At 58.9% G+C, this 25,534-nt stretch carries 19 protein-coding genes; 16 read left to right on the top strand and 3 right to left on the bottom strand.

Features of this window, described 5'->3' with window-relative positions; all coding sequences use genetic code 11:
* The first annotated feature begins 2 nt into the window (after nucleotides 1-2).
* Together XMD517_RS11700 and arsB are read left to right on the top strand one after the other, a co-directional pair.
* On the top strand, nucleotides 3-3,053 hold the full coding sequence (locus XMD517_RS11700) for an efflux RND transporter permease subunit (protein ID WP_173486807.1): 3,051 nt from the start codon (nucleotides 3-5) through the stop codon (nucleotides 3,051-3,053).
* Between the two features lie 183 nt (nucleotides 3,054-3,236).
* Complete coding sequence (gene arsB, locus XMD517_RS11695; RefSeq protein ID WP_254449733.1) at nucleotides 3,237-4,277, top strand: ACR3 family arsenite efflux transporter; 1,041 nt, start codon at nucleotides 3,237-3,239, stop codon at nucleotides 4,275-4,277.
* Between the two features lie 2 nt (nucleotides 4,278-4,279).
* Here arsB and glpK read toward each other — a convergent pair whose 3' ends face one another.
* Nucleotides 4,280-5,767: a glycerol kinase GlpK gene (glpK, locus tag XMD517_RS11690; RefSeq protein ID WP_173486808.1), complete on the bottom strand. Its 1,488-nt coding sequence runs from the start codon at nucleotides 5,765-5,767 to the stop codon at nucleotides 4,280-4,282.
* Nucleotides 5,768-5,838: 71 nt separating this feature from the next.
* The gene (glpD, locus tag XMD517_RS11685) at nucleotides 5,839-7,446 is read right to left on the bottom strand and encodes a glycerol-3-phosphate dehydrogenase (protein ID WP_173486809.1); all 1,608 of its coding nucleotides are present in this window, start codon (nucleotides 7,444-7,446) and stop codon (nucleotides 5,839-5,841) included.
* Between the two features lie 226 nt (nucleotides 7,447-7,672).
* Between glpD and XMD517_RS11680 the strand changes: the two genes are divergently transcribed.
* A complete protein-coding gene (locus XMD517_RS11680; RefSeq protein ID WP_173486810.1) occupies nucleotides 7,673-8,437 on the top strand; it encodes a DeoR/GlpR family DNA-binding transcription regulator in 765 nt (254 codons plus the stop codon).
* A 117-nt stretch (nucleotides 8,438-8,554) separates the two neighbouring features.
* Entirely contained in the window at nucleotides 8,555-9,238 is a 684-nt protein-coding gene (locus tag XMD517_RS11675) for a haloacid dehalogenase type II (RefSeq protein WP_173486811.1), read from the top strand.
* A 75-nt stretch (nucleotides 9,239-9,313) separates the two neighbouring features.
* Here XMD517_RS11675 and XMD517_RS11670 read toward each other — a convergent pair whose 3' ends face one another.
* The gene (locus tag XMD517_RS11670) at nucleotides 9,314-12,451 is read right to left on the bottom strand and encodes an EAL domain-containing protein (protein WP_173487971.1); all 3,138 of its coding nucleotides are present in this window, start codon (nucleotides 12,449-12,451) and stop codon (nucleotides 9,314-9,316) included.
* Nucleotides 12,452-13,398: 947 nt separating this feature from the next.
* On the opposite strand from XMD517_RS11670, the gene XMD517_RS11665 reads away from it, so the two are divergent.
* From XMD517_RS11665 to XMD517_RS11610, 12 genes are all read left to right on the top strand, one after another.
* The gene (locus tag XMD517_RS11665) at nucleotides 13,399-15,072 is read left to right on the top strand and encodes a cytochrome D1 domain-containing protein (protein WP_173486813.1); all 1,674 of its coding nucleotides are present in this window, start codon (nucleotides 13,399-13,401) and stop codon (nucleotides 15,070-15,072) included.
* Between the two features lie 116 nt (nucleotides 15,073-15,188).
* Nucleotides 15,189-16,988 (top strand): NapC/NirT family cytochrome c, encoded by a 1,800-nt coding sequence (locus XMD517_RS15815; RefSeq protein WP_173486814.1) that lies wholly within the window; start codon nucleotides 15,189-15,191, stop codon nucleotides 16,986-16,988.
* Between the two features lie 193 nt (nucleotides 16,989-17,181).
* The gene (locus XMD517_RS11655; RefSeq protein ID WP_254449734.1) at nucleotides 17,182-17,610 is read left to right on the top strand and encodes a copper-binding protein; all 429 of its coding nucleotides are present in this window, start codon (nucleotides 17,182-17,184) and stop codon (nucleotides 17,608-17,610) included.
* 173 nt (nucleotides 17,611-17,783) lie between these two features.
* A complete protein-coding gene (cobA, locus tag XMD517_RS11650; protein WP_371734351.1) occupies nucleotides 17,784-18,605 on the top strand; it encodes a uroporphyrinogen-III C-methyltransferase in 822 nt (273 codons plus the stop codon).
* Nucleotides 18,598-18,954 carry a cytochrome c gene (locus XMD517_RS11645; RefSeq protein ID WP_254449735.1) on the top strand — a complete coding sequence of 119 codons (357 nt, stop codon included), beginning with the start codon at nucleotides 18,598-18,600 and terminating at the stop codon, nucleotides 18,952-18,954. Before cobA ends, XMD517_RS11645 begins: the two co-directional genes overlap by 8 nt.
* Nucleotides 18,951-20,117 carry a cytochrome D1 domain-containing protein gene (locus XMD517_RS11640; RefSeq protein ID WP_173486816.1) on the top strand — a complete coding sequence of 389 codons (1,167 nt, stop codon included), beginning with the start codon at nucleotides 18,951-18,953 and terminating at the stop codon, nucleotides 20,115-20,117. Before XMD517_RS11645 ends, XMD517_RS11640 begins: the two co-directional genes overlap by 4 nt.
* A gap of 3 nt (nucleotides 20,118-20,120) precedes the next feature.
* Nucleotides 20,121-21,116, top strand: coding sequence for an AsnC family transcriptional regulator (locus tag XMD517_RS11635; protein ID WP_173486817.1), 996 nt, complete (start codon nucleotides 20,121-20,123; stop codon nucleotides 21,114-21,116).
* On the top strand, nucleotides 21,113-21,562 hold the full coding sequence (locus XMD517_RS11630; RefSeq protein ID WP_173486818.1) for an Lrp/AsnC family transcriptional regulator: 450 nt from the start codon (nucleotides 21,113-21,115) through the stop codon (nucleotides 21,560-21,562). The genes XMD517_RS11635 and XMD517_RS11630 overlap by 4 nt, the downstream gene beginning before the upstream one ends.
* The gene (locus XMD517_RS11625) at nucleotides 21,559-22,044 is read left to right on the top strand and encodes an AsnC family transcriptional regulator (RefSeq protein WP_173486819.1); all 486 of its coding nucleotides are present in this window, start codon (nucleotides 21,559-21,561) and stop codon (nucleotides 22,042-22,044) included. Before XMD517_RS11630 ends, XMD517_RS11625 begins: the two co-directional genes overlap by 4 nt.
* A 4-nt stretch (nucleotides 22,045-22,048) precedes the next feature.
* Entirely contained in the window at nucleotides 22,049-23,263 is a 1,215-nt protein-coding gene (gene nirJ / locus XMD517_RS11620) for a heme d1 biosynthesis radical SAM protein NirJ (protein WP_055192833.1), read from the top strand.
* Nucleotides 23,238-24,809: a nitrite reductase gene (locus XMD517_RS11615; protein ID WP_173486820.1), complete on the top strand. Its 1,572-nt coding sequence runs from the start codon at nucleotides 23,238-23,240 to the stop codon at nucleotides 24,807-24,809. The genes nirJ and XMD517_RS11615 overlap by 26 nt, the downstream gene beginning before the upstream one ends.
* A complete protein-coding gene (locus XMD517_RS11610; protein ID WP_173486821.1) occupies nucleotides 24,766-25,530 on the top strand; it encodes a sirohydrochlorin chelatase in 765 nt (254 codons plus the stop codon). The genes XMD517_RS11615 and XMD517_RS11610 overlap by 44 nt, the downstream gene beginning before the upstream one ends.
* Nucleotides 25,531-25,534: the final 4 nt, after the last annotated feature.

Genomic DNA, 25,534 nt, shown 5'->3' with positions numbered 1-25,534 from the left:
CCATGGTCAATATTGCAAAAGCATCCATCGACAAGCCGCTTTACACCTGGCTTGTCATCCTGACCATGCTGCTCGGCGGCATCTACGGGTTCTTCAACCTTGGACGGCTGGAAGATCCGGCCTTCACCATCAAACAGGCGGTGGTCATTACCCAATATCCCGGCGCAAGCGCCGAACAGGTCGCCACAGAGGTTTCAGAACCTTTGGAAAGCGCCATCCAGAAAATGGAAGAGGTGGATAAGATCACCTCGGACAACCAGCCCGGCATCTCCCGCATCGACGTCGAGATCCGCGACACGTTCAAGGCCGATGAACTGCCAGCGATCTGGACCCGGCTGCGCGCCCGGGTCGGGGACGCGGCACGTGGCCTGCCTCAGGGGGTCTCCACCCCGATGGTCAATGACAGTTTCGGTGATGTGTTCGGGCTGTATTTTGCGGTCACCGCACCGGGGTTTTCTGATGCGGAATTACATGAGCTGGGCACATTTCTGCGACGGGAGCTTCTGACCGTTGATGGGGTGGCCGATGTTGATGTCTCCGGGCTTCCTGAAGAGGTGATCTATGTCGAACCCAACATGACGCTGACCTCCAATCAGGGCATCCCCCCCAATGCGATCAACGGCGCGCTGAGTGATGCCAACTCGGTTGCGTCCGCAGGGGCGATCAGCGGTCCGACCAATCGAACCCGGCTTGAGACACCGGAAGGCTCCGATACGGTCTCGGCCATTGCCGAACTGAGCGTGGGGGTGAATGGAGAGCTTCTGAACCTTGTCGATTTTGCGGATGTGACACGTGCACGAGACGCCAATCCGACCCAGATCATCCGCTTCAACGGGCAGGACAGCTTTACCCTTGCCGTGGCCGGGCTGGAAACCGAAGACATCGTGAAGGTGGGGCACAAGGTTGACGCCAAGCTGGCGGAACTGGATGCGGACATCCCCTATGGTGTCGAACTGCACCCGATTTACCAACAGCATCTGGTGGTCGAACAGGCCTCCAACGACTTTCTGGTCAACCTCGCCATGTCGGTGGGCATCGTGATTGTGGTTCTGGGCCTGTTCATGGGCTGGCGGGCGGCAATCGTGATCGGCACCACGCTGCTGCTGACCGTGGTGGGCACGATCATGTTCATGTGGCTCTTTTCCATCGAGATGGAACGGATTTCGCTGGGCGCCCTGATCATTGCGATGGGGATGCTGGTCGACAACGCCATTGTGGTGGCCGAGGGGATGCAGATCTCGATGCTGCGCGGGCGCAATTCGCGTCAGGCCGCAGACGATGCCGCCAAGAAAACGCAGATCCCTCTTCTGGGGGCCACCGTGATTGGCATCATGGCCTTTTCCGGCATCGGCCTGTCCCCGGACAGCACCGGCGAGTTTCTGTTCTCGCTCTTTGCCGTGATCGGCATTTCGCTCATGCTGAGCTGGCTGCTCGCCCTGACCGTAACCCCCTATCTGGGCCATCTTCTGTTCAAACACGGAAATCAGAGCGCGGAGGACGCCTTTTCCGGCCCGTTTTTCCGCATCTACAAGGCGTCACTCGACTGGGCGCTCAGCCTGAGATGGCTGGTGGTCGCGGGTCTGATTGCCGTCACTGTCATCTGCTATGCAGGTTTTGGGCTGGTGAAACAGCAATTCTTCCCCAATTCCAACACGCCACTGTTCTTTGTCCGTTACCAGCTGCCACAGGGCAGTTCGATCCAGAAAACCTCGGACGATCTGAAGATCATGGAGGACTGGCTGCTGGCGCAGGACGAGGTGGTCTCGGTTGCCTCTTATGCGGGTCAGGGGGCAACACGTTTCATGCTCACCTATGATGCCGGGAAATCCAATCCGGGCTACGGGCACCTGATCATCCGCACCGACAGCATCGCCGAGATCCCCCCGTTGCGCCAACGGCTGGAAACCTTCGGCGCGGAAACCTTCCCAGAAGGGGAATTCCGGGTTGAACGGTTGATCTTTGGCCCCGGCGGCGGTGCCCCCATTCAGGTGCGCCTGTCCGGGAGCGACCCCGAAATGCTGCGCCACCTGGCCGAGCAGACCGCACAGGTGATGCGGGACGCCTCTGACAACCTGCTGAACATGCGCATCGACTGGCGCGAACAGGAACTGACCATCACCCCGATCTACGCCACCAACCGGGCACAATCTGCGGGCGTCAGCCGCGATGACATCGCACAGGCCCTGGCCTTTTCAACCGACGGGGTGCGCGCGGGCACCTATCGTGAACGCGAGCGGCTGATCCCGATCATTTCACGCCGGCCCGCAGATGGCGAATACAACCTGAACAACCAACTGGTCTATTCTTCGGTCAAAGGGGGGTATCTGCCGATTGAGCAGGTCACGGACGGGTTCGACCTTCGGGTCGAGAACACCCAGTTCAACCGCTGGAACCGCGTGCCGACCATCACGGTTGGGGCCGACATCCCTGCCGACCTGACCGCCGCATCAGTTCATAGCGAAATCCGCGCCGCAGTTGAGGCCATGGATCTGCCGATTGGCTATTCGATGGAGTGGGGCGGCGAGTTTGAAAACTCTTCGAAAGCCAATGAAAGCCTTGGCAAGCAACTGCCGATCAGCCTGCTGATCATGGTGATGATTTCGATCCTTCTGTTCAACGCGATCCGCCAGCCGATCATCATCTGGCTTCTGGTGCCGATGTCGGTAAACGGGGTGGTGATTGGCCTTCTTGGCACCGGGCTGCCCTTTACCTTCACCGCGCTTCTGGGGCTGCTCAGCCTGTCGGGCATGCTGATCAAGAACGGCATTGTTCTGGTGGAAGAGATTGATCTGGTACGCGAAGACGGGGTGGCACTGCGCAAGGCCATCATCGACGCCTCGGCCTCGCGGGTGCGCCCGGTGGCATTGGCGGCAATCACCACGATCCTCGGCATGGTGCCGCTTTTGGGGGACGCGTTCTTCGTGTCGATGGCGATCACAATCATGGGCGGGCTTGCCTTCGCCTCGGTGCTCACGCTGGTCGCGGCCCCGGTGTTTTATTACATCTTTTTCAAGCGCGGCGAAAAACGGGAACTGGAAGGGCTCGCCGCCTGACCCCGGCCTGATCCCAACATGACCACAGAAAACGACCCCGCCTCATGGGGTCGTTTTCACACCCACCCCTTTTCACACCCCCCCCAAGGCCACTCCGGCCCGGCCACCATGGGGCCTTGACCCGGACGGGGTGCTCCTCCTATTGCGACACAAGCGACCACCTTACCCGTTCGGAGAGCCCCCATGAGCGACAACAGCCAGCATACCGAAAGCGCCATGGGCTTTTTCGAACGCTACCTGACCCTTTGGATCGCGATGGCAATGGCAGGGGGCATTGCACTGGGCGCCATCGCCCCCGGCCTTGTCGGAATTGTGGCGGGTGCAGAGCTCGCCTCGATCAATCTTGTGGTCGCCGTGCTGATCTGGGCGATGGTCTATCCGATGATGGTTGGTGTCGATTTCGGGGCCGTGGCCGGCGTGGCCCGTCAGCCGAAAGGCCTGATCGTGACCCTTGTGGTCAACTGGCTGATCAAACCCTTCACCATGGCCCTGATGGCGGTGCTGTTTTTCGATTATGTCTTTGCGCCGTGGATCACCCCCGAAGACGCCGCCCAGTATACGGCCGGGCTGATCTTACTGGGGGCCGCCCCCTGCACGGCAATGGTGTTTGTCTGGTCACAGCTCACCCGCGGCGACGCCACCTACACGCTGGTGCAGGTTTCCGTGAATGACCTGATCATGGTGGTGGCCTTTGCTCCGATCGTGGCGTTTTTGCTGGGCGTGACCGAAATCACGGTCCCCTGGCAGACCCTGGTTCTGGCCACGGTGCTTTACGTGGTGCTGCCACTGATCGCGGGTCTGCTTACCCGCCGGGCGTTGGGATCTGAGGAAGCGATCAGCCGCTTCATTGCCCGCGTGAAACCGATCTCCATCATCGGGCTGATTGCCACCGTTGTCATCCTGTTTGGCCTTCAGGGGGAGGTGATCTTGTCACGCCCTCTGGTCATCGGGTTGATCGCCGTGCCGATCCTGATCCAGAGCTATGGCATCTTTGCCCTGGCCTATGGCGCCGCCTATGCGCTGAAAGTGCCGCATCGCATTGCCGCCCCCTGTGCCATGATCGGCACGTCAAACTTCTTCGAACTGGCGGTGGCCGTTGCTATCAGCCTGTTTGGCCTGCATTCCGGAGCGGCCCTTGCCACCGTTGTCGGTGTGCTGGTTGAAGTGCCGGTGATGCTGTCACTGGTGGGATTTGCAAATCGAACCCGCGCCCGGTTTGCCTGACATCAGACCGACAATGTTGCCGCCACAGCGCGTTTCCAACGGGCATATTTTGCCTCCCGTTCCTGGCTGGACATCACCGGGGTGAACCTTTTCTCCAACGCCCATTCCCGTGCAAATCCCGCCTGATCCGGGTAGATGCCCGCCTTCATACCGGCGAGCCATGCCACACCGAGAGCGGTGGTTTCCAGCACCTCCGGCCGATCCACGGGGGCGCCGATAATATCGGACAGGAACTGCATCGCCCAGTCCGACGCACTCATCCCGCCATCCACGCGCAGCACCTGATCACCGCCATCGCTGCTCCAGTCCGCCACCATGGCCTGCATCAGATCGCGGGTCTGATACCCCACGCTTTCCAGCGCCGCCCTGGACAGTTCCGCCGCCCCGGAATTCCGGGTCAACCCGTAGATCGCCCCGCGACAATCAGCGTTCCAATAGGGCGCACCAAGCCCGACAAAAGCCGGCACAAGCACCACGCCCTGCGCCGGGTCTGCCGCCTCAGCCAATGCCTGCGTATCACCTGCCTGATCAATCAGCTTCACCCCGTCGCGCAGCCATTGCACCACCGCACCCGCCACAAAAATCGACCCTTCCAGCGCATAGGTTGGCTTTCCATCAAGCTGATAGGCAATGGTGGTCAGCAGGCGGTTCCCGGAGCGGACCGGCGTTTCCCCGGTGTTCAGCAACGCAAAACATCCGGTGCCATAGGTGGATTTCATCATCCCCGGTTCAAAACAGGCCTGCCCCACGGTCGCGGCCTGCTGGTCCCCCGCCACACCAAGGATCGGCAAGGCAGCCCCCAGCAAAGCGGGGTCAGTGACACCAAACGCATCCGCACAATCCTTGACCTCGGGCAACATGCCCATCGGGATATTCAGAAGCGCGCAAATGGTCTTGCTCCACCGCCCTTTGTGGATATCGTAAAGCAGCGTCCGCGCGGCATTGGTGGCATCTGTGGCATGGCTTTTACCACCGGTCAGCTTCCAGATCAGATAGCAATCCACCGTGCCAAACAGAAGCTCACCTGCCTCTGCCCTTGCCCGCGCGCCATCAACATTGTCCAGGATCCACGCCAGCTTGGTGGCCGAGAAATAGGGATCCAGCAGCAAGCCAGTGCGCCCTGTCACCATCTCCTCATGGCCAGCCTCACGCAGGGTCTGGCACAGAGCCGAGGTGCGCCGATCCTGCCAGACAATGGCGTTATAGACGGGTGCACCGGTGATCCGGTCCCACACCAAGGTGGTTTCGCGCTGGTTGGTGATCCCGATCGCCGCGACATCCCCGGCGGGCACTGCCGCCTTGTCCAACGCCTCACGACAGGTTGTCAGAGTGCTCTCCCACAGGTCTGCCGGATCATGCTCCACCCAGCCGGAAGCGGGATAATGCTGTGGGAATTCCTGTTGCGCCACAGCCTGCACACGCATCGCCTGATCAAACACAATGGCACGCGAGGAGGTGGTGCCCTGATCAATCGCCAGAATATGTGACATGGGGACCTCGACTGTTTTCTGTTGTTCCTTATGGGTTTACACCGGAGAGGATATTTTCCCAAACCCTGATTTCATCCGCTCCGCGCGGGCGTTTCCAGATAGGTCTCCATCCAATTCTGGAGCCGGGAGATTTCATCTTCGCTCAAACGCAGGCCAAGTTTGTTGCGTCGCCAGATCACGTCTTCCGCGCTGCGTGCAAACTCCTTGTTGATCAGCCATGTCACCTCACGCGCGGTCAGGGTTGCGCCGAAATCTTCACCCAGCTGATCTGCGCTGATGGCATTGCCCAAAACCTGCCACGCCTCAGTGCCGTAGGCCCGGATCAGGCGCCGCGCCCAGAAGGCGGACAGGAACGGGTATTCCGCACGCAGCAGCTCGACCAACCGGTCAACCTGATCGACGGCAAAATCCCCCCCCGGCAAGGCCACACCAGCGGTCCACGTACCGGGCAGCCCTGCAAAATGCGGGGCAAGCTTCTCCATCGCCGCCTCTGCCAGCCTGCGATAGGTGGTGATCTTACCGCCAAACACATTCAGAACCGGCGCGCCCTCCGCATCATCCAGCGTCAAAACATAGTCGCGCGTGGCCGCAGTGGCGCTTGATGCCCCATCGTCATAAAGCGGACGCACGCCGGAATAGGTCCAGACAATGTCATCGCGTGTCACAGAGCGTTCGAAATACTGAGAGGCAAAGTTGCACAGATAGTCCTGCTCGGCCTCGGTGCAGACCGGGCGCGTGTCCGGATCCGGGTGATCCTGATCCGTGGTGCCAATCAAGGTGAAGTCGGTCTCATAGGGAATTGCGAAAATGATCCGCCCGTCCTGCCCCTGAAAGAAATAGCATTTGTCATGGTCAAACAGACGTTTGGTCACAATATGGCTGCCCCGCACCAGGCGCACGTTTTCGCGCGAGGGCACATGGATGCGCGACTGGATCACGTCCCCGACCCATGGGCCACCCGCATTGACCAGAGCGCGCGCTTTTTGAACGCGGGTTTGCCCGGTGACCCCATCGCGCAAGGTCACGGCCCAATGCGGTCCGTCTCGCATCGCGGAAACAACCTCGGTCCGCACCAGAATCTGCGCCCCACGCGCTTCGGCATCCCGGGCATTCAGGACCACCAGACGGGCATCCTCAACCCAGCAATCGGAATATTCAAACGCCTTGGCAAAGCGGTGCTGAAGCGGTTTGCCTTCAGGCGCCTGACGCAGGTTGATCGAGGTGGTGCCCGGCAGAATTTTGCGTCCACCAAGATGGTCATACAGGAACAGGCCCATCCGGATCAGCCAGCCGGGCCGCCGCCCCTTCATCCACGGCATTCCGATGCGCAGCAGACGGGACACCGGTGTCTCCGCATCAAATCGCATATCGTCATGATACGGCAGCACAAAACGCATCGGCCATGAGATATGCGGCATCGCCCTGAGCAGGGTTTCACGCTCAATCAGCGCCTCGCGCACCAGGCGCAGTTCAAAATATTCCAGATAGCGCAGCCCGCCATGAAACAGCTTTGTTGACGCAGAGGACGTGGCGGAAGCCAGATCGTTTTTTTCGGCCAGCATCACGGACAACCCCCGTCCGGCAGCATCGCGGGCAATCCCGGCCCCGTTGATGCCGCCCCCGATGACAAAAAGGTCGCAGATCTCGGGCGTGGAAGAGTTGGGGGAAGAACTGGCCAAGGGGGCTCCTGCAGTGCCGTTATTTCATATGCCTGAAACCCTAACACCGAGATTGCGCGATTCTCCACTTCTTTTTTCGCTTTTCTTCGCTTCTTACGTTTTTAGTTCGTTATTGTGTGGTATTCCTGTCAGATTTCTCAAAATATGCCGGAATCTCAGGCGGGTTGAAACAATCCGAACAATCCCGCACAATGCGCCAGCTTTTCCCTTCACCAAAGGTGCCCCCATGTCCCTCTCATTTCGCCAGACGGATATTCTTGAAATCGCCAAGACCGATGGGCGGGTTACGGTGGAAGGGCTGGCCGCCCGGTTTGATGTGACCGTGCAAACCATTCGCCGCGATCTGAGCGAGCTTGCTGACGCGGGCAAGCTGGAACGTGTGCATGGAGGGGCAGTGCTGAGTTCAGGCGTGTCCAATATCGGATATGCGGATCGGAGGGGCCTGCATGAAACCGCGAAGGCCGATATTGCCCGCACCTGCGCCGAGGCGATCCCGGACGGGGCATCCGTTTTCCTGAACATCGGCACCACCACCGAGGCGGTTGCGCAAGAGCTGCTGTCCCACCGGGATCTTCTGGTGGTCACAAACAATCTGAACGTTGCCCGAATTTTGGCCGCCAATCCCCAATGTGAGATCATTGTGGCAGGCGGGGTTCTGCGCCGCACCGACGCGGGTCTGGTGGGAAATCTGACCATAGCCGCGATCGAGCAGTTCAAGTTCGATTACACCGTGACCAGTTGTTCAGCGCTGGACACAGAGGGTGACATGATGGATTTCGACCTGCAGGAAGTGAATGTGAGCCGGGTGATCCTGTCAAAGGCGCGCCGCTCCTTCCTTGTGGCGGATCATTCGAAATTCCATCGCAGCGCCCCCGCCCGGATCGCCTCTTTGCAGGAGATCGACACCTTCTTCACCGATCAGCCCGTCACGGAACAGCTTGCTGCGCGTTGTGCCGACTGGCACACGGAGATCCGGGTCTGCGAGGCGTGAGCCCTCCAATCATCTCGACCACAAGCATTGCTTTGCAGCGGGTGGAAACGCTACCCTTCGAAGGCACCAGCTATCGATAGCTCTTACGGCGTTTCAAAACGCTTTACCGGAGGCCTCATGCCACAAAAGATCAAAGCCGTCATTTTCGATGCCTACGGCACCCTGTTTGATGTCTTTTCAATCGCCAAACTTGCAGAGGATCTGTTTCCGGGAAAAGGGCGCGAAATGGCGCAAATCTGGCGCGACAAGCAGATCGAATACACACGGCTGCGCACCCTTAGCAACCGCCATGCGGACTTTCGGAAGGTAACGCAGGATGCGCTGGTCTATACCTGCGCGCTGCTTGATCTGGACCTGACAACCGACACAAGAAACCAGCTGATGGGGCAATATGACAGGCTGGAGGCTTTCACCGAAAACAGGTCCGTGCTTTTGGAGCTGAAGGCAGAAGGCATACCGCTTGCCATCCTGTCGAACGGCACAGCTGACATGCTGCAACGAGTGACGCAGAATGCCGGGTTTTCAGACCTGTTCAACCATGTGCTGAGCGTTGAGAGTGTCGGCAGGTTCAAGACAGCCCCGGAAACCTATCAACTGGGGCCGGATGCGTTCGACCTGCCTGCAGAGAACATATTGTTTGTATCCTCGAATTGCTGGGATGCCTGTGGCGCAACCTGGTTTGGGTATCAGACGATCTGGCTGAACCGGTACGGCCTGCCCCTTGAGCAGCTGGATGTGACGCCCCATCACACCGGCACATCCCTGAAGGATGTGGCACAAATCGTTGCAAACCAAAGCTAGAGCGTTTCGCCTCATTATTGTGTCTCAACAATAAGTCGAAACACTTTAAGGCAAGGCCGTTTCCCCTGCCTCAGGTCAGGTCCGAAACGCTTTGGCTTTCGCCTTTGCAACACGGGTCACCCGCTCACCTTCTCGGCTGTTCAGAAGATCCTTCAACGGCACGGGATGCTCAAACAGATAGCCCTGGCCAAAATCAGCGCCAATCTGTGCCAGAAAGGCGCATTGGTTTTCTGTTTCGATCCCTTCAGCGACAACTTGCACATTCAGGCGATGGGCCATTTCGACCATTGATCGGCACAGGGTTTCGGCCGTGTTGTTCCCCGACAGATCACGCACGAAGGCCTGGTCAATCTTGAGATAGTCGATCTTGTATTTGAGGAAATAGAAAAGCGAGGAATACCCCTTGCCAAAATCATCCAGCGCAAGCTGGAAACCTGCCCGCTGCAAGGTGTCCAGCTTGCCCACCAACGGGCCTTGCGTTTCCAGCAAAGCGTTTTCGGTGATCTCGATGATGAACCCATCTCCCCTCTGCCCACTTTCCTCCAGCCTTTGCAGCCAGCTCTGGAAACCCTTTATGGAAGAGATCAACTGCAATGGGGAAACATTGATGCTGATCTGAAAGGCGGGCCCGAAGCAGCGACGCAAGGACGGCAAAGCTTCGCAGCATTGCTCAAACACCAGATCCCCCAGCCGGTCGATCAATCCCGCTTCTTCGGCCAGCGGAATGAACTGCGCAGGCGGCACCTGTCCAAGTGAGTCGCTGTGCCATCTCAACAGGGCTTCCGCCTTGCAGATCTTTCCGGTTTTCAAATCAATGATCGGTTGGAAATGGACATCCATCTGCCTGCTGTGCACCGCCTTTTGCAATGCGGACACGAGGTTCATCTTTTCCACTGCAGCCCGGCGCATTCCGGAACTGAAGGGAACCGCCCGGTTCCGTCCACCCGACTTGGCAACATACATCGCCTGATCCGCGGCAGAGATCAGATCTTCTGCGGTGACCGCATCCGTCGGATAGCGCGCAATGCCCAGGCTGCCGGTCAGATGCACCACGTCTTTCTCAATCCCGAACGGGATCGCAACCTCTTCGAGCAAGGTTTCGACAATCTGCGCCTGCTCAGCAATATGGTCCTGATCCAGCACCACAATGAACTCATCCCCTCCATAGCGCGCGATTGTCACCCCCTGTGCCAAACAGTTGCGCAGCCGGTCGGAAACGCGCTTCAACACCTGATCGCCGGCCGCATGACCCAACCGGTCATTGACCTGTTTCAACCCGTCGAGATCCATGAACAACAGCGCAATTTCCTTGCGGCCCGCGCTGGCGTCCCGGATCACATCCTCAAGATATTCGCCCAGCGCCGCACGGTTCAGCAGGCCGGTCAACACATCGATATGCGCCTGCTTCCAAATCGTTTCATTTGCCTTCTTCTGAGCGGTCATGTCACGCACCAGAATGACATAGCGATAAGGGGAATGCATCTTGTCGAAAATGGCGTTGATCGTCAACCAGACCGGAATGGATCGCCCTTCGCGACACAGGATCTGCACCTCACCCCCCCAACCTTTTCCCCCGGCCCTGGCACGGGCAAACCCATTGCGCAGCTTGCGCCGCATCGGGGCGGGCAGCATGGACCGTAAATTGCGACCAATCAGGGCCTTGTCATCCTGCCCAACCAGCCTTGTCAATGCCGGGTTGGTTGTCAGAATATGGTGCGCGGCATCGGTAACAATCATACCTTCAGAGCTGCTTTCATACACCATTGCAGCAAGGCGCATTGCCTCCTCTGCATTGCGCCGATTGGTAATATTACGCACGATGAGGATGGTTTCCCGGCCCCCGTGAACAGGGCAGGCTCGTGCCTCGAAATGACGTGTCTCTCCGTTGATATCCAGGCTGTAATCCCAACTGACCATATCCTGGCTTTGCTGGTGTCTTTCGATGTTTTCCCGGAATTTCTGTGCTGCCTCCGACGGCAGAAGATCCTCCATATTCCGGCCCAGAAACTCCTCTGGCGGATGCAGGAGGTCATCATGTTCACGGGCCTTGTAATCCAGCACCACGTAATTCTGATCCAGACGGAAATAGAGATCAGGCAGGGCATCCAGAACGGCTTCAAGCTGTTCCTGGCGCATGTGCTCCGCCTTCTCTGCCGCGAGACGCCCCCCTTTTGCCTTCGCAAATTCCGCGCTCAGAAAGCCGAACTCCTCCACATTGGCAGAGCACGAGGCGTGAGGGGCCCACACCGCGTCACTCGCAACTTCCTGTTTCAGGTCCTGCAGGGGTTGCAAGATTGCCCGCTGCGTCACGTGCCTGACCAGCCAAAGCAGGCCCCCGCCAAACCCAAAAAGCAGGGCCAGACTGAGAAACGCTCGCCCATTGGCTGCGGCAAGTGCTGCATCAATTGGCAGCCCCACCCCCACGTAAAGCACAGCCCCCGCATCATCCTCAAACACGCGCTCGTGGCGAAACAGGCGGCGCTGACCATCAGATCCTGCGACAACGCCATTCCTCTCAGCCCCGTTCTGTCCCCGCCCCCCCTCGGGCGGTGGCGGGGCTTGCCCCAATATCTCTCCGCGTCGAGGCGCAAGGGCCACAACGCGTTGCGCCTCCTCAACCACATAGGAAATGACAGCCTTCGGCGCGGTTAACAGATCGCGCTGCGGCGCCCATCGCTTCGGCGCGACCGCCGCCACCACTACGCCAACAACCGGCCCATCCGCCCCGTCCGACTGAATCGGATACGCAAAAGTCATGTCTGGCAAACCCGCCGCGCGCTCCCCCTGCCTCTCCTCCTGCATCATGGACACCGAAAAACGGCGCTGGTCCCGGGCCTGACGAAAATAGGGCCTGTCCTGCACGTTGACAGCGCGGGGCGGCGCAGGGGCATTGCATAAAAGCTCCCCATCCGCGCGCGCCACCGCAAGGTTGACATAGGTCGGGTTCAGATCAACCACCTCAGCAAGGAACGCTGAGCATTGCTGGGCATCCTGCACCTGCGGGGAGCGCGCCAACCGCATCAGAAACTGTCGCGTTTCATCCATGAACTGCTTTTGCTCCAACACCAATGCGCCAGCAGTCCGCTCTGCCTCTTCACCGATCCCGATCAGGACCTCTCGACGTTCAAAAAAGGCCTGCAGAACAACCAGAACCACCGTGGGCAAAGCCAACAGCAACAGAACGGATCTGAGGCGGGCGTGGAGCGTTTTCATTGTAAATTATACTCAAAAACTTTGAACAATCCTAAAAGCTGCCCCAAACAACGCAACCCAAGATTTAAAACCCTTCACGAATACACGGGAAGTGGCGTGCGATAGACACGGGGCATGTGCGGGCCAAAACAGGGGGAAAAGAAGGCCAGCCGCCCACCGATACAAGATCGGTAGCGGCCTCATTTTGCACCTAGATGCAGTCAGACGGCTGGCAGTATGTGCGGCTCGCCCATGACCGTTCCTTCACGGGACATTGCACATGATCGTTCCCGGTGGCTGCTGGCCTCACCCAAAGACAGCAGGATTGGAAACGAAGAGGCCGCATTCCGTGTTTGCGATGACAAACGCGCCCCGAAGGACGGAAAATGCGTCGGCGCCAGCCGGACAAGGGACGCAGCCAGCTGGCGCCTGACCCACGAACCTGCCGGGAATACTCGATTTCGCGAATGACGTGTGGGAGGTCGAAATCGCAGGAGAGAGTGGCAAGACGGGGTGTTCGAAATGAAAGAAGCGGGGACAATCGGCAGATGTCGTCTGCACCGGGCAAACCCGGAGCGACCCACGTGCCTTTGGGGTGACCCCATCAATTCCTCCTTGCTGAAGGCCGCAAGACTTCACCCCACGGCCGGTGTAAACCTACCTGCAGCATGACGAGCTTTCCCCGGTGCGTTCTTAACGAAAGTCAAGATTGTCGCAGTTCGTGCAATTTTTTTGATCGGGGGAAAACTGGCGTCATACCTGCACTCTGTCTGAAAAATGGCGGAGCCGTTTACACATGTTGTCCGCGCGCGCGTGACGCGAGCCAGTTAATAGACCAGATTTCCGGTCAATGCCGGGGCGCGCACGAAAGTTCAAATTTTCGTTAGCCTCGTTGACAAATGTCAAGACTCACCAAGGTCCCACCGCCCATCTTTCCCTCAGCCTTACCAAGCAAACGGAGAGTGATCATGTCACTTGGAATCACCAACAAAACACGCCACACGCTAGGGATCGGTTTCGCAATCCTGCTCGGCAGCGTCGCTCTGCCGGCTGTTGCTGAAGGTCCGACCTTGAGCGAGGAAGCATTTGAAGCTTCGAAACAACTCTACTTTGAACGTTGCGCCGGTTGTCACGGCGTTCTGCGCAAAGGCGCCACCGGTAAAAGCCTTGAGCCGGTTGTGAAGAAAAAGAACGCCGACGGCACCGAGACCATCAGCGGCACGCTGAAACTGGGCCAGGAACGCCTGGAGAAAATCATCTCCTGGGGGACCGAAGGCGGCATGAACAACTTCTCGGACATCATGTCTGAGCAGGAAATCAAGGACATGGCGACCTACATCCAGATGGATCCGCCGAAGCCGCCAGAAATGTCGCTTGCTCAGATGAAACAGACCCGCAAGGTCTATGTCGAAGAAGCTGACTACCCGACCGAGCCGCTGCACGGCCGCAACTGGGAAAACTTCTTCGTCGTCATCGAGCGTGACGTAGGCAAGGTGGCCGTGATCGACGGCGACACCAAAGAAGTTCTGGCACACATCCCGACCGGTTATGCTGTGCACGTGCTGAAAGCCTCTGAGCACCACAAACTGGAAGAGCCGGAAAACCCGGGTCGCTTCTGGTACACCATGGGCCGCGACGGCAAAATGACCAAGATCGACCTCTGGCAGACGCCGGACAAGATGCTGGTTTCGGAAGTTACCATTGGCTATGACGCCCGTGACGTGGCTGTATCCGGCGACGGTAAATACGTGATTGGTGGCGCTTACTGGCCTCCGCACTTCGCCATCGTTGATGCCATGACCATGGAGCCGCTGAAAGTTGTTTCGACCCGCGGTGTGAACGTTGACGGTGACTATGTGGAAGAAAGCCGCGTGGCAGCCATCTACACCACCCCGAACGAACCGACCTGGATCGTTGCCGTGAAAGAACTTGGCCAGCTGTGGCAAGTTGACTACTCGGACCTGGACAACCTGCGCATCGACAAGATCAACTCGGCCAAGTTCCTGCACGATGGCTTCTTTGATCCGACCGGTCGTTACTTCCAGATCGCTGCTAACGCATCGAACAAAATGGTTGTTGTCGACACCAAAGAGCGCAAGCTTGAGGCCCTGATCGACACCGCTGCCCTGCCGCACCCCGGCCCGGGCGCCAACTGGAACGACCCGAACTGCGGTCCGGTGGCTGGCACCACCCACCTCGGCGCAGGTACTGTGACCGTTTGGGGCAACGACCCCGAAGGCACCCCGGACAAAGCCTGGAAAACCTGCTACGAGGTTGAAACCGACGGCCCGGGCCTGTTCATCCGGACGCACCCGAAATCGGATTACATCTGGGCTGACCAGACCAAAACTCCGGATCTCGAAGTGCAGCAATCGGTTCAGGTCATCTCGAAAGAGACTGGTGAGATCGTGAAAACGATCCAGATTACCGAAGAAGAAGGCAACGTTGCTGTTCACTTCGAATTCAACCAGGACGGCACCGAGGTTTGGGTTTCGAAATGGAACCGCGCAACGTCGAAAGAGCCGAATGGCGAAATGGTCATCTATGACGCCAAAACTCTGGAAGAAATCGGCCGCGTGAAAGGGCTCTATGCTCCGACCGGTAAGTTCAACGTCTACAACCGTTCGAACCACGTGACCTAAGTCAAGACATCGCCCCTTAGGGCGAGCCTATAAAGGGGCGGGCTTTACGCCCGCCCCTTTTTTTGGCGCCCCTCACGCGCCCAACAAAACCAAACACAGCCAAACGGAGCCGGGACATGACCCAGACCAACGGTGCTGAACCGAAAAAGCCAATTTGGCGACGCTATTTCCTTTGGGGAATGCCCGTTGCCGGAATCGCCGGTGTCTTTGTCGCCGGGATCATCTTCTGGGGTGGTTTCAACACCGCCATGGAAGCAACCAACACCATGCCATTCTGCATCTCGTGCCACGAGATGGAGGATTACGTTTATGAAGAATACAAAGGCACGATCCACGATGTGAACCGATCGGGCGTCGGCGCGGTCTGTTCCGACTGTCACGTGCCAAAAGACTGGACCCACAAGATCATCCGCAAGATCAAAGCCTCGAAAGAGGTTTGGGGCAAGCTGACCGGCACGATCTCGACCCCCGAGAAGTTTGATGCCAAACGCCTGCATCTGGCGATGAACGAATGGGAGCGGATGAAGGCCACCGACTCGCGCGAATGCCGCAACTGTCACGATTTCGAATCGATGATGCCGGAATTCCAGCGACCGCGTGCACGCCAACAGCACCTGAACGCCATGTCCACGGGTCAAACCTGTATCGACTGCCACAAGGGCATCGCACACAAGAACATTCGTGACCGGGCCGAAGATGAATATCTCGAAGTTCTCGAGGCTCCGAACCCGGATTTCATCCGTGAAATTCCGAAGGAGTATATGGAGAGCCTTGCACGGGTAGAAGCCAAGGAAGCCGCCGAAGCAGAAGCAGCAAAGGCCGCAAAAGCAGCCGAGCAAGAGGCCTTGCAGGCGCGAATCGCCGCGGCGGTTGATGCAGCAGTGGCTGAAGAGCGCGCGCTGGCAGCTGGGGAAGCCCCGGCAGTAGCTGGCGGTGGCGCAGATGTGGCCCCCGGCATTGACTGGGCTGCTGTCCCGTCGACCGACCTGACCCTGTTCTATCCGGGACAAGCCTCGTTTGAATGGGTGCAGAACGGTAAACAGCACGGCGGCGCACGCCCGCTGACCCAGGGTGGCGACCAATGCACCACCTGTCACGCCAAGGAACTTGACGCAATCGGCGGCAAGATCGTTGCTGGCGGTGGCGGCAAGCAAGATGAGCTGGAACCGACCCCGATCCCGGGCAAGCCGGGCATCATCAGCGCAACCCTGAAAGCGGCTCATGATGCGGACAACATGTATGTCCAACTCAGCTGGGCAGATACCGGTCACAACCCCGCCCCCTTCGTGGATGGTGGCAAAATGGACCCGGAAAATCAGGTCAAAGTGGCCATGATGATCTCTGGTGACAGTGTCGAAATGGGCGATCAGGTCGGCTGCTGGGCCACCTGCCATGCAGACAACACCTACATGCCGTTTGATCCGGGCGCAGATGCGATTGCCGCCAATGATACTGTGGCCGCGCAACTGCAGGCTCAGGGGTCGATCACCAAATACCTGTCGCAAACCCGCACCAAGATCGAGATCAAGGGGCGTCGCGGCAAGGCACAAGGTGGCTGGGACCAGCTGAAGTCACCGGAAGAGATCGAGCAGATGCTGGCAGATGGAACCTTTATGGACCTGATGCGAGTCTATGCCGACGGCTCTGCCTCAAACGGCTATCTTCTGGATCGCCGGGTGCAGAATGACGGTGAGATCACCGCCTCTGCCAACCTGTCCGGCGGTATGTGGACCGTCACCTTCGCCCGTCCGCTGGCCGGTGCCGTAGGCGACGTTGCTCTGGAAGCAGGCAAAACCTACACGGTTGGCTTTGCCATCCATGACGACTTTGCCGCAGCGCGCTTCCACCATGTCACGCTGAACACCACCATGGCCCTGGACAACGCAGACGCCCAGATCAACGTGGCTGGACAATAACCCCAGAGGGTTGGCCGGATCCCCCTCCGGCCAGCAACCGGGCCCCGCATCACGCGGGGCCCGTTTTGTTTGATACCTCCCTGAAACCCGTATAGATTTGCACTCGGACTTCTCTGTGCGTTCCCACAGATCAAAGCGTTCTATGATGCGAAGACGCCCCACCCAGCGGCTTTTCATCACACACAGGAGAACAATGATGCAGATGACGAAATCCCTACCGATCCTGTTGCTGACCTGTCTGGCCGCGGCCCCGACCTGGGCCAAGGAAAAGGACATGGCAAAGATCTGCGGCGAAGCCGAAGAGCGATACGTCGAGCTGTTCGGCCATCCGTCTTCCGAAGAAGAAGGGGTGACGGTTGTGAAGATGTATAAATACAGCTTCTGCCCGGTTGACCTGACCGTCCCACTCGGAACCACCGTGCGCTGGGTCAATGTGGACAAACGCACCAGCCATTCGGTGATCGTGAAAGGCTCCGGCGAACCGGAAAGCGACCGCGCCTTTCCGGAAGAATTCCTTGAATTCACCTTCCTGACCGACGGCCCGCAGGAGATTCTTTGCGGCCCCCATTGGGAAACTCAGGACATGATTGGCCGCATTACCGTTGACACATCCGGCAATTGAGCCGGTTTTGGGGAAATATTTTCACCGTTAACAAGCGCAGCCGCCCAAAAACCGGGCCACCTTAACACATGTCAAGGAATCACACCGACGAGCCGTTAATTCTGTGGTCATAAAGCCTGGCCCTCAAAGGCTCCGTTCTCATCGCTGCCCCTCACCCCCACCCACAGGCAGCCATGTCGCCAAACCGGAGAGGGTCCGGCGTCCAGCCATCCATAGGACGAGCGAGACCAGATATGACGGGTAAAGTATATCTCATCGGCGCGGGGCCCGGCGACCCGGAGCTAATGACAATGAAGGCCGTGCGCCTGCTGCAAGAGGCGGATGTCGTGGTCTATGACCGGCTGGTCTCGGACGAAATCATCGCCATGTCTCCGAAACAGGCCAAGATGATTTTCGTTGGAAAATCTGCCCATAATCACCCGGTGCCCCAAGACGAAATCAACGCCATTCTCGTGCGTGAGGCCAAGGCGGGCAACAATGTGGCCCGGATCAAAGGCGGCGACCCGCTGATCTTTGGGCGCGGGTCCGAAGAGGCGGCAGATCTGGCCGCTGAGGGTGTGGAATGCGAATATGTTCCGGGGATCACCGCAGCCCAGGGCGCCGCATCTATTTCCGGCGTGCCGCTGACCCATCGCGATTTGGCCACCGGTGTGCAATATGTCACCGGCCACCGCGCCCGCGATGAAAAACTCGACCTGGACTGGAAACGTCTGGCCGATCCGATGACCACGCTGGTGGTCTATATGGGCGTGGCCAATATTGGTCAGATCGCCGTTGGTCTCATGACCGAAGGGCTGGATCCCGCCACCCCGGTCTTTGCGATTTCCCGCGCGACCACACCTGATGAACGCCGCATGGTCTCTACGCTGAACCGGGTGGCACAGGATGCCCGTGACGCCGGCCTGAAGCCCCCTACCCTGTTTATCATCGGGCGCGTGGTCTCACTTTACCAATCCGAACAGGTGGAGCCCGAAGGGATCTCTGCCAATGGCTAATGCGCTGCCCCTTCTCTCCCTACTGCCCGCAATGGCGATTGCGGCACTGGCGGCGCTTACCCCCCCGGTCGCATTGGCAGGCAGTGCCGGTGCGGATCGGGGGCTGAATACCGAAGAGCTGAAGCGCCTGGTGCACCAGGACTGCGGGTCCTGTCACGGGCTGACGCTCAAAGGGGGGCTTGGCCCCGATATCCGTCCGGAAAACCTCACCCATTACGACCCGGACATTCTGGAAATGGTGATCCTTGACGGGATCCCGGACACGGCAATGCCGCCATGGCGCCCCCTCATCACCCAAGAGGAAGCCCAGTGGATCGCCCTTTACCTTTTGAATGGAGACGCGCAATGAAACCGTTCCGCACCGCGCTCGCACTTTCGCTTTTGATGGCCACCACGGCGGTGGCCGAAACCAAAACCATCGCCACTGGCGATCTGGGGCTGGTGATCGAGCGCGCCAAGGGGTCGGTGGTTCTGATCGATCAGTCCGACCGCGCCGCCCTTGCCCGGATCGAAGGGCTGGGTGATCTCAGCCACGCATCAATGGTGTATTCGCCGGATGAGCGTTATGCCTATGTGTTTGGACGTGACGGGGGGCTGACCAAGGTCGATATCGTCGAGCGCAAAGTGGCCAACCGCGTTGTTCAGGGTGGCAATTCGATCGGCGGCGCCATCTCTGACGATGGTAAGCTCGTGGCGGTGTCAAACTATGAACCCGGCGGCGTGAAGATCTTTGACGCAGACACGCTGGACCTCGTCGCGGATATTCCCACCGGGTCGAAAACCATTGGCCTTGTGGATGCGCCAGGTCGCCGTTTCGTCTTTACCATGTGGGACACCGGGGAGACTTGGATTGCCGACATGTCGGCCGTGGCCACGGGGGGAGAAGCCCAGATCACCAAGATCCCCGATATGGGCAAAAACCCCTATGATGCGCTGGTCACTGCCAATGGTCGCACCTATATCACCGGACTGTTTGGTGAGGACGGGCTGACTGCGCTGGACCTTTGGGATGAGACACCCGAACCGATCCGTGTGCTGCCGAACTATGGCCGCGGACAAGAAGAAATGCCCGTCTATAAAATGCCCCACCTCGAAGGCTGGGCGCATACCGGCGCCGAATTCGTATTGCCCGCTGTGGGCCACCACGAGGTTCTTTGGATCGACGCAAACTCGCTTGAAGAAACTGCACGCACCAAAACCTATGGCCAGCCTGTTTTTGCGATGGCGCGCCCCGATGGGCGGCAGGTTTGGGTGAACTTTGCCCACCCGCTGAATGACACGATCCAGGTGATCGACAGTGTCTCGAAAGAGATCATTCACGAATTCAAACCCGGCCCCGCCGTGCTGCACATGGAATTCACCCCGCGCGGCAATGAAATCTGGGTCTCGGTGCGCGATGAGAACAAGGTCAAGATCTACGACACGCGCACGTTTGAGCTGTTGCGTGAAATTGAAGCCGACAGCCCCTCAGGCATATTCTTTACCGCCCGCGCCCACCGCACGGGGCTGTGACCCGTGGACCATTTTGATGACATTGACCGCGCCCTCTTGGACGGGTGGCAACGGGAGTTCCCCCTCTCGCGCCGGCCGTTTCAGGCCATTGGCAGCGCGTTGGGCATTGGCGAAGATGCCGTTCTGAGCCGATATGCACACCTGCTTGATGACGGGCAGATCAGCCGGATCGGCGCCACCTGCGCACCCAACACTGTTTCGGCGTCAACACTCGCCGCCGTGGCAGCCCCCGAGGACCGGATCGAAGACATCGCTGCTTTGATCAATGAAGAAGACGGCGTGAATCACTCCTATCTGCGCGAAGATATCTGGAACATCTGGTTTGTCATGACCGGCCCGGATCGCGCAGATGTGGACGCGGCACTGGAGCGGATCAGTGAACGCACCGGGCTGCGAGTGCTTGACCTGCGGCTGGTGCGCCCGTTCAACATCGACCTTGGCTTCAAACTGACCGGCAAGGGTGAGGCAATGCCGCCCGCCCGCAAGGTGGACCGCTCTGTTTTGACAGAGGGCGACCGGCCGATCATGGCGGCGCTGTCCTCGGGCATGCCCCTCTCTGCGACACCCTATATCGACCTTGCCACCGAACTGGGCCGGGACGAAGAGGATCTTCTTGCGCGCATCCGCATCCTGCAAGAGGCCCGGCTTATCTCACGCCTGGGGGTGATCGTGCGCCACCGCAAACTCGGCTGGTCCTCAAACGCAATGGTGGTCTGGGATGTGGACGCAGATCAGATCGGAACCATCGGCCCGAAACTGGCCGCGCAAAAGGGCGTGACGCTCTGCTATGAACGCCGCCCGGTCGAGGACGTCTGGCCCTGGCGCCTTTACACCATGTTCCACGCAAAATCCCGCGAAGTGGCGCTGGAAAATATCGAGAGGGCGGCCAGCCTGCCCGAACTTTCCGGCACAGACCGCAAGGTGCTCTTTTCCACCCGCTGCTTCAAACAGAAAGGGGCGCTGATCGACCGCGCCCGCAATACGGAGGTCCCCGCATGACTTTGGACCAGATTGACCGCCAGATCATCAACGCGCTGCAAGATGACCTGCCCATGACCCACCGCCCGTTTCAGCCGCTGGCCGACGATCTGGGCATCACCGAGGCCGAGCTTCTGGACCGGATCCGCACCATGAAGGATGCCGGTGTTCTGACCCGCTTTGGCCCGTTCTTTGATGCCGCCGCCATGGGGGGCGCCTTCTGCCTTTGCGCCATGGCCGTGCCCGAGGACAAATTTGAAGCGGTCCTAACAAAGGTCAATGCACATCCCGAGGTGGCGCATAATTATGAACGCAAGCATTCGCTTAACATGTGGTTTGTTCTGGCCTGCGAAACGCCGGAAGGGATTGGCCAGATCGCGGATGTGATCGAAGGGGAAACCGGACTGACGGTCCACCAATTCCCCAAACTGCAAGAATTCTACATCGGCTTCCGGGTGGCGGCATGACTATCGACGCAACAGACCGCAAGATCATTGAGGTAACCCAGTCGGGTCTGCCGCTATCGCCCACGCCCTATGCTGATCTGGGGGCCATTCTGGGACTGGATGAAGCCGAAATCATGGAGCGGATCACCGCCATGAAGGACAGCGGCGTGATCCGTCGCATTGCCGCCGCCCCCAATCACTACAAGCTGGGGATGACCGCAAACGGGATGAGCGTCTGGGATGTGGCGGACGATCAGCTGACGAAGCTGGGGCAGAAAATTGGTGCACTTCCTTACGTGACCCATTGCTATGAACGCCCGCGGGCGCTGCCCGACTGGCCCTATAACCTGTTTGCCATGATCCATGGGGAAACCGCAGGCGAAGTGGAAGAGAAACGCGCTGAAATCGCAAGCATTCTGGGCGGCGCGTTGCGCGGCAAAGACATTCTCTATTCCACCCGCATTTTGAAAAAGACGGGGCTTCGGCTTCGTAAGAAAGGGTGAGCCAATGTTCCGCCTGACCGAATATATGAACCAACTTGTCAATCCCACCCCGGTGCGCCAGCGCCGCGGTTCGGGAATGGTGAAACCGGTGGTGATCTGGAACCTGACCCGCCGGTGTAACCTGCGGTGTCGTCACTGCTATACCGTGTCGGCGGATGTGAATTTCCCCGGCGAACTCGATGAAGCGCAGGCGATGAACGTGCTGGACGACCTGGGTGATTTCAAGGTCCCCGCGCTGATCCTTTCAGGCGGCGAGCCGCTCGACAGCCCCTACCTGTTCCCGCTGGCGAAAGCCGCGCGCGACAAGGTACGTGTGCTGGCGCTGTCGACAAACGGCACCAAGATTTTTGGCGAAACCGCCGACAAGGTGGCCGAGATCGGGTTTGACTATGTAGGTATCTCGATCGACGGGATCGGTGAGACAAATGACTGGTTCCGCGGTGTGAACGGCGCCTATGATGCCGCCGTGCGCGGTGTGCGCGAGCTGAAGAAGCGCGGCGTGAAGGTGGGGCTGCGTTTTTGCCTGACCGAAGGCACCCAGCACCACCTGCCAGATCTGCTGAAGCTTTGTGACGACGAAGGGGTGGACAAGTTTTACCTCTCGCACCTGGTTTACGCCGGGCGGGGCGACAAGCACCGTGGCGAAGATGCGCATCACCAGATGACCCGCAAAGGGTTGGACATGCTGCTGGAACGCGCCTGGCAGGCCGTGTCGGAAGACAAGCCCCTGGACATCGTGACCGGCAACAATGACGCCGATGCGGGCTATTTCCTGCAATGGGCAGAGGAGCGGTTTGACGCCGACAAGGTGGCCAATCTGCGCGAACACCTGACCGCCTGGGGGGGGAACTCCTCTGGTCTGGGCGTCGCCAATATCGACTATCTGGGATATGTGCACCCCGACACCTACTGGTCCGATTACACCATTGGGAATGTGAAGAAGAAGAAGTTTTCCGAATGGTGGACCAGCGATGACCAGATGTTGGCCACATTGCGCACCCGCCCGCGTCCGCTCAAGGGACGTTGCGGCGCGTGCAAGATCAAGGATATCTGCGGCGGCAACACCCGCATTCGCGCCCTGCAGGTGACCGGTGATCCCTGGGCGGAAGACCCCGCCTGTTACCTTACAAATGACGAGATCGGCGTGGCCGATGCCGAACGTCTTGAAACCACTCCGTTCCGAGGAAAGAGCAATGATCCGAAACATCAGTTCTTTTAAACGCTCACGCGCCTGGCTGGTCGGTCTCGGGGCATTGGTGCTGAGTGGCACCGCAAGCGCCGATCCGGTCGCGGATTACAAGGAATACTGTGCCGATTGCCATCTGGAAAACCGTCTTGGCGCCGCTGGCCCCGCCTTGATCCCGGAAACGCTCAAGCGCATGAGGGGACCAAAAATCGAAGCGGTCATCCGCGAAGGACGTGTTGCCACCCAGATGCCCGGTTTTGGCGAAGACCTGTCGGATGAGCAGATCAAGGCGCTGGCGGAATACCTCAAATCTCCGCTGGATGAGATCCCGCCCTGGGGCAAAGCCGAGATCATGGCAAGCCGCGTGATGAACGAAGACTATGTGGCCGCCCCTGCGCCGGTCTGGAAATCCGATCCGATGAACATCACGCTGGCGGTGGAAACCGGTGATCACCACGTGTCGGTTCTGGATGGCGATACCTTTGAACGGCTTGATCGTTTCGCCACACCTTTCGCCGTGCATGGCGGACCGAAATTCAGCCCGGATGGGCATTATGTTTTCATCATGTCACGCGATGGCTGGGTGCAGAAATATGACATCTGGTCTTTGCAGGAGGTCGGCCGGGTTCGGGCAGGCCTGAACAGTCGCAACATCGCCATGTCGGGCGACGGGAAATGGCTTGCGGTGGCCAGCTACCTGCCCAATTCACTGACCATCCTGTCGACCGAAGACCTGTCAGTGGCCGAGGTGCATGAGGTCGTGGGCAAGGATGGAACCCCTTCGCGCGTGTCTGCCGTCTATCAGGCCCCCCCCCGCGAAAGTTTCGTTCTGGCGCTGAAGGACGTGCCGGAAATCTGGGAAGTGTCCTATGCAGAATACCCGGACATGAACTATTTTGCCGGTGGGCTTGCCCATGACTGGAAGATCGAAGGCCCGGTTCCACAGGAAACCAGATTTCCCATCCGCCGGATCACCACACCGGATTTCCTGGATGATTTCTTCTTTGACCAATCTTACGAATACGTGATGGGCGCATCGCGCGAAGGGACCGGCGGGTTGGTGATCGATCTGGTGATTGGCCAGAAAGTCGCTGATCTTGACCTGCCCGGCATGCCGCATCTCGGATCTGGCATCACCTGGAAACGCGGGGACCGAACCGTGATGGCCACCCCACATCTACGAGATGGAACCGTGTCTGTCATCGACATGGAAAGCTGGGAGACCGTGAAGCAGATCAAGACGGAAGGACCCGGGTTCTTCATGCGCAGCCATGAAAACTCGCCTTATGTCTGGGCGGATGTGTTCTTTGGCCCCAACAAGGACAAGATGCATATCATCGACAAGGAAACGCTTGAGATCGTCAAAACGCTTCAACCTGTCCCCGGCGCGACCGTGGCCCATGTTGAGTTCACCAAGGATGGCAGCCACGCGCTGGTGTCAGTTTGGGAAGACAAAGGCGAAGTATTGATCTATGACGCAAAGACGCTGGAAATCGTAAACCGCCTGCCCATGCGCAAACCATCAGGGAAATATAATGTCTGGAACAAAATCACCTTCTCCGAAGGCACCAGCCACTGATGAAGACCAAGCACCGATCGAGGCGCTGATCGTTTCACACGGCCAGCCCTCGGACCCGGAACCGGCGGAACAGGCGCTGGCGGAATATGCAGCCGTTATCCAGGCGGCTCTCCCGGATCATGTGATCCGTTCGGCCACTTTGGCAGCCCCCGGAAAGCTGGAGGCGCAGCTTGCACAAATGGAAGATGGAGGGGTCATTTACCCCCTTTTCATGGCAGATGGCTGGTTCGTGCGCACCGCTCTGATCAAACGGATTTCAGAAGCGGCGCTTGGGATCGTGGTCAGCATCATGCCCCCCTACGGTCTGGCTTCGTCCCTGCCAAAAGTAGCCGCGGAAAATGTCCGCAAAGAACTGGCCGCAACCGGATCGGACAAGTTGCTGGTAGTGGCCCATGGGTCGGCATTTGGTGACGCCCCTGCGGCCTCGGCCCGCCTGTTCACAGACCGGCTACAGGCTGAGTTGCCAGACCTCACGATCGAACTTGGCTTTCTGGAACAGGAGCCATCAATCGGCGATAAGGCCAAGGCCCTGGGACCCGGCGCAATCTGTTTGCCGTTCTTTGCCATGAAGGGTGACCATGTGCGATTGGACGTTCCCGCAGCTTTGAAGATGGGAGGGTTTGAGGGAACCATCATGCCATCCATCAGCCATATCGAAGGTGCCGAGCAAATCGCTATCGACGCCTTGAGCCTGGCACTTTCCAAGCGGCGTCGCGGTTAAAAAA

The organism is Aliiroseovarius sp. xm-d-517 (assembly GCF_013283135.1).
In the GTDB taxonomy this organism is placed as follows: Bacteria; Pseudomonadota; Alphaproteobacteria; order Rhodobacterales; family Rhodobacteraceae; genus Aliiroseovarius; species Aliiroseovarius crassostreae.
Note: the sequence above shows the minus strand (reverse complement) of the source record. Positions and strands in the feature narration are given on the sequence as shown.

Bases quoted from the DNA above. Each gene is read 5' to 3' on its own strand.
- XMD517_RS11615 (WP_173486820.1), top strand. From the start codon at position 23,238: ATGATCCGAAACATCAGTTCTTTTAAACGCTCACGCGCCTGGCTGGTC.
- XMD517_RS11630 (WP_173486818.1), top strand. From the start codon at position 21,113: ATGACTTTGGACCAGATTGACCGCCAGATCATCAACGCGCTGCAAGAT.
- XMD517_RS11700 (WP_173486807.1), top strand. From the start codon at position 3: ATGGTCAATATTGCAAAAGCATCCATCGACAAGCCGCTTTACACCTGG.
- cobA (WP_371734351.1), top strand. From the start codon at position 17,784: ATGTCGCCAAACCGGAGAGGGTCCGGCGTCCAGCCATCCATAGGACGA.
- nirJ (WP_055192833.1), top strand. From the start codon at position 22,049: ATGTTCCGCCTGACCGAATATATGAACCAACTTGTCAATCCCACCCCG.
- XMD517_RS11610 (WP_173486821.1), top strand. From the start codon at position 24,766: ATGTCTGGAACAAAATCACCTTCTCCGAAGGCACCAGCCACTGATGAA.
- XMD517_RS11655 (WP_254449734.1), top strand. From the start codon at position 17,182: ATGATGCAGATGACGAAATCCCTACCGATCCTGTTGCTGACCTGTCTG.
- arsB (WP_254449733.1), top strand. From the start codon at position 3,237: ATGAGCGACAACAGCCAGCATACCGAAAGCGCCATGGGCTTTTTCGAA.
- XMD517_RS11680 (WP_173486810.1), top strand. From the start codon at position 7,673: ATGTCCCTCTCATTTCGCCAGACGGATATTCTTGAAATCGCCAAGACC.
- XMD517_RS11670 (WP_173487971.1), bottom strand. From the start codon at position 12,451: ATGAAAACGCTCCACGCCCGCCTCAGATCCGTTCTGTTGCTGTTGGCT.
- XMD517_RS11665 (WP_173486813.1), top strand. From the start codon at position 13,399: ATGTCACTTGGAATCACCAACAAAACACGCCACACGCTAGGGATCGGT.
- XMD517_RS11645 (WP_254449735.1), top strand. From the start codon at position 18,598: ATGGCTAATGCGCTGCCCCTTCTCTCCCTACTGCCCGCAATGGCGATT.
- XMD517_RS15815 (WP_173486814.1), top strand. From the start codon at position 15,189: ATGACCCAGACCAACGGTGCTGAACCGAAAAAGCCAATTTGGCGACGC.
- XMD517_RS11675 (WP_173486811.1), top strand. From the start codon at position 8,555: ATGCCACAAAAGATCAAAGCCGTCATTTTCGATGCCTACGGCACCCTG.
- XMD517_RS11640 (WP_173486816.1), top strand. From the start codon at position 18,951: ATGAAACCGTTCCGCACCGCGCTCGCACTTTCGCTTTTGATGGCCACC.
- glpK (WP_173486808.1), bottom strand. From the start codon at position 5,767: ATGTCACATATTCTGGCGATTGATCAGGGCACCACCTCCTCGCGTGCC.
- XMD517_RS11625 (WP_173486819.1), top strand. From the start codon at position 21,559: ATGACTATCGACGCAACAGACCGCAAGATCATTGAGGTAACCCAGTCG.